At 43.2% G+C, this 4,089-nt stretch carries 2 protein-coding genes and 1 tRNA gene; all 3 read right to left on the bottom strand.

Annotation, left to right across the window (positions count from 1 at the left end; translation table 11 throughout):
- Positions 1 to 205: 205 nt before the first annotated feature.
- Positions 206 to 295, bottom strand: a tRNA-Ser gene (locus tag Q8J82_RS09565).
- A gap of 76 nt (positions 296 to 371) precedes the next feature.
- Positions 372 to 1,484: an NDP-sugar synthase gene (locus Q8J82_RS09570; protein WP_305328188.1), complete on the bottom strand. Its 1,113-nt coding sequence runs from the start codon at positions 1,482 to 1,484 to the stop codon at positions 372 to 374.
- 260 nt (positions 1,485 to 1,744) lie between these two features.
- Positions 1,745 to 4,089 (bottom strand): type I secretion C-terminal target domain-containing protein (locus tag Q8J82_RS09575; RefSeq protein WP_305328189.1); only part of this gene is annotated, 2,345 nt, incomplete at its 5' end.

Consider the following 4,089-nt stretch of genomic DNA (forward strand, 5'->3'; position numbering starts at 1 on the left):
CATCATGCCACCATCATTCAGTGTGAAGGAGGCAGCTACCGAAGAAAATCATCTATGCAAAAACAGTAGTAAAAATCTCAGCGTCAACTAGACAAGATAATTGTCGCTGAACTGGACAAGATAGTTGACGCGCTACAGATAAACCAAAAAAACCCGCACTTAGGCGGGTTTAGTGGACTTGCTAGGACGGCTTAAAACATCTTAATGGCGGAGGAGGCGGGATTCGAACCCGCGACAGAGTTACCCCTGTGCCACCTTTCCAGGGTGGTGCCTTCAACCGCTCAGCCACTCATCCGAATTAGATATACTTAAAACCGTCGCATTATAGTGCATATTTAGAATTATCTGCGAAGATAGTCTGCCAGAAAATGCTATATCCTCGCATCGCCCCAGCGTAGAGAGCAACGATCATCTCCAACATAGTAGGTTTCGCCACTACGGTCTACACAATACCTAGGTGAAACAATCATCTCAGAAACCGTCATGTCTGCACTAATTCTGGTGTATTCGAACAGTACAGATCGAATCACTTTAGCATTTTTGCAGATATGAGAACCATGTGAAATCCAGCATGGACCTATAATCTCTGCACCTGCGTCTATTTGCGTGCCTGAATCTATATATACAGGACCTTCAATCTTAACATTATCCCAATCAATATTGGTGTTCAACCCCACCCAAACACCAGGCCGCACTTCTTTGCCAGGCATTTCCATATAACTAATCTCACCGCGCAATACACGTTGCAACACTTCCCAGTAATCAGAAATACGTCCAATATCAATCCAATTATAGAATCGTTTTTGCGCATAAAAAGGCAAACCTTTCTCAACCAGTAAAGGAAATAACTGACTGCCAATATCAAAGTTTTTTCCAGGTGGAATCAAATCAATGGCTTCTGGTTCAAAGAAATAAATACCCGTGCTTGCTAAATTAGAGCGCGCTTCTTGTGGTGTTGGTTTTTCTTGAAATGAAATAACTCGTCCATCTTCATCTGTTTCAACAATACCGTAATTACTTACCTCGGCAGTTGGCACTTCCATAGTAATAACACTCACCATGGCTTTTTTCTGTTTGTGTTCAAATAATGCGGCGCCAATATCAAGGTCAATCAGCGCATCGCCACACATCACGATGGTTGTATGGTCAAAAAATCCACCAAAATCCTGTATATGACGCATGCCTCCGGCAGAGCCCAATGGCTTAGGCGTTAGTTCGCCATGGTCATATACACCTTCGTAGGAATAGCCTATTTCCGTTCCCCAGCGTCGTCCATTTCCAAAGTACTGCTCTATATTTCTATTGAGGTGTGCAACATTAATCATAATCTCGCTCACACCATGGCGCGCCAAATGCTCAATTAGATATTCCATTACAGGTTTACCCAGAATAGGAATCATAGGTTTAGGTATGTCTTTGGTGAGTGGGCGTACACGGGTACCTTGCCCTGCTGCAAGAATCATTCCTTTTAGTTTTATGGCCATCTAGTTTTCCTATACACTGTAAATCTTTAATAATTATTTTTTGGTTATGCGGCAAGTTTAAAGCAAGACAAAATCTTTGGTTTGATACTCATCAAATGACAGGCCTGAATTATCTCATGAAGCCGACATACAATCCTATCATCAGTTAAAAAGCCTCTAATTAATATGATGTGGAAAAGCTAAATACATTATTAAATAACTACTCCTAATACAACAAAAAAGCTAGCTCGATACGAGCTGACCTAAAAGATTATCTTAAATTAATCAGTAATTAGCTTATTCGTATTAATTAAGTTTTGTAAGACCTGTAAGTCGCTAGTGGCTGACCCCACGAGATTCACTCCTGTAAATACAATATTTTGTACAGTATTTGCTGTCACAATTGCATTAGGTGCACCAACAGCATTGTTATCGCCAAAAGCACCTGTTGAACTAATGTACATGGTTGTATTGCCACCGGATACTTGAAAGTGAATATAATTATCTAGCGCTGCCGCAGTATGGGACTCGCCTACTAACAAGTCTTTAATATCAAGCACATCACCTCCAGCACTTGATGCTGCCGTTCCAAAGAAATTAATCGTATCCACCGCTGGAGCTCCTACCGTACCTGCATCAGCCAATGACCATTTAAATACATCAGTAACACCATCATCTGATGTTCCATTACCGCCTGTCATGGTGTCATTGCCGGCACCACCTACTAACAAATCACTGCCTGTGCCGCCTATAAGCGTATCATTTCCAGCCCCTCCATAAAGTGCATCATTTCCGCCCCCCCCATTTAAGGTATCAGCGCCTGCACCACCATAAATCACGTCGTTACCGCTACCGCCGTTAAGTGTATCATTACCCGCAAAACCTAATATTTCGGTATTCACGTTGGTGGCGGTAAGAGTTTCATTACCACTCGTACCAAACAATATTGCGGTAGTCGCGCTAATATTGAGGCTAACCGCCATAGATGTCGATGCAGTTGATCCGTTGCTTAATTCGGTACTGGTAGCGGTTTCCGTTAAATTAATCGTCCCAGTAAAACCGTTTGCTGGGTATAACTGCAGGCCATTCAATTGTGCCGATGTAAAACTCCACGTACCTCCACCTAAATCAGTGCCAGCCGAGAATAATGCGCCAGCAGGCACACCGGAAATAGAAACACTTAAAGTTTCAGAGCCATCTGTATCAGTTAACACTGGATATACAGGCACATCAACTGGCTGTCCATAAGTTACTCCTCCAACAATATAGTGAGGCGCACTCACAGACAACATAGAATCTTTTCCAGTATCTTTTGAGTTTAGTACAAGCCATGAGAACTGGTAGTCACCTGCAGAAGTTGCTGTGTAAAGCTGTGTGCCTGTTGTATCCACAGCATTTCCATTAACATTTGCTCCTGCTTGCTCAGAAGAAGTAATTTGCTGAAGCGTTTTATTACCAAAGGGATCAGTGATTACAAGCACAACGATATCGTTATAACCATTATTGATTTCAGATACAACATTCTCACCATTAAAGAAACCCCAATCAAAAGAAATCTGCTGGCCAACAGATAACGTAAGGTTATTGGTGGTATAAGTACCTGAAATTACATTAACCGGATTTGGATCATTTGTGCCAGGACCATTTGACGGGTTAAATGTATCTAAAACTCCAGCGGTTAGACCTAGTGCGGTCTCAATATTAGCTTGTAGAATACCTGATGCACCATCAGTGCTTGTCACTGCCGGTGCAGTAATACTGAAAATTTGCGCGAGACCATTCAAGATCGGTGCATCTGCAACTGCGGTAATATTGATGGTACTTGTATCAATATCAGTAAGTGGTCCACCCGGGCCGGTGTTACCACCATCATTGGTAGTCATAGTCAGCGTAACTGCCCCACTGGCATTAGACACTGGCACATAGGTAGGTTGGGTTGCAGCGTTACCTAAGTATGTGTTCAAATTGGCCAGTGTGCCTGTAAGGATGACTGTTGCAGTGCCAGAGCCAGTAATAGTTACACCTCCACTGCCAGCTGCAGTTAGCAATCCTGTAGCAACGTTCAATGTAACCGTCATCGTACCGGCGCCTGCATCTACATCAGCTATTGATAAACCAGCAAGCTTGAAAGAGGTGTCTTCATTTGTCGTAAAACCAGCCGGCAATGTATTCACCGGAGCATCATTTACGTTAGTTTCATTAAATGTCATCGTAGCCGCTTTTATATTACCAGCCGCATCTGCCACAGTTACGCTATAAGCATGTGTGGTAGGCCCTGTTTCAAAATCATTTACAGCAGAAGCAGCACCTGCAGCAGTTAGGGTTACTACTCCTGTATTGCTGATTTGATAGAAACCATCAGCACTAATATTTGTGCCTGTAGTAGTAAATTTATAACTTACTACACCTATATTATCGCTAGAAGCAACATTTGCAATTACAGCGTTTACAGCGCTATTTTCCGCATAATTGAAGGATTGCGCATTAAGCGTCGGTGCCGTCAGGTCGGCCGTCATGTTCAAGCTGTTGCCGATGCCGTTGTTGCCGGCCAGGTCAGTATAAGTCGCATTGGCCACACTCACGCTCGGCGTGAGCGAGGCGCCGCTCTGGGTAAAGATGGCGGTAT

Origin of the sequence: Methylotenera sp., from assembly GCF_030684185.1 — a bacterium.
Lineage (GTDB): Bacteria > Pseudomonadota > Gammaproteobacteria > Burkholderiales > Methylophilaceae > Methylotenera.

Coding starts and splice junctions, on each gene's coding strand:
- Q8J82_RS09570 (WP_305328188.1), bottom strand. CDS start 1,484: ATGGCCATAAAACTAAAAGGAATGATTCTTGCAGCAGGGCAAGGTACC.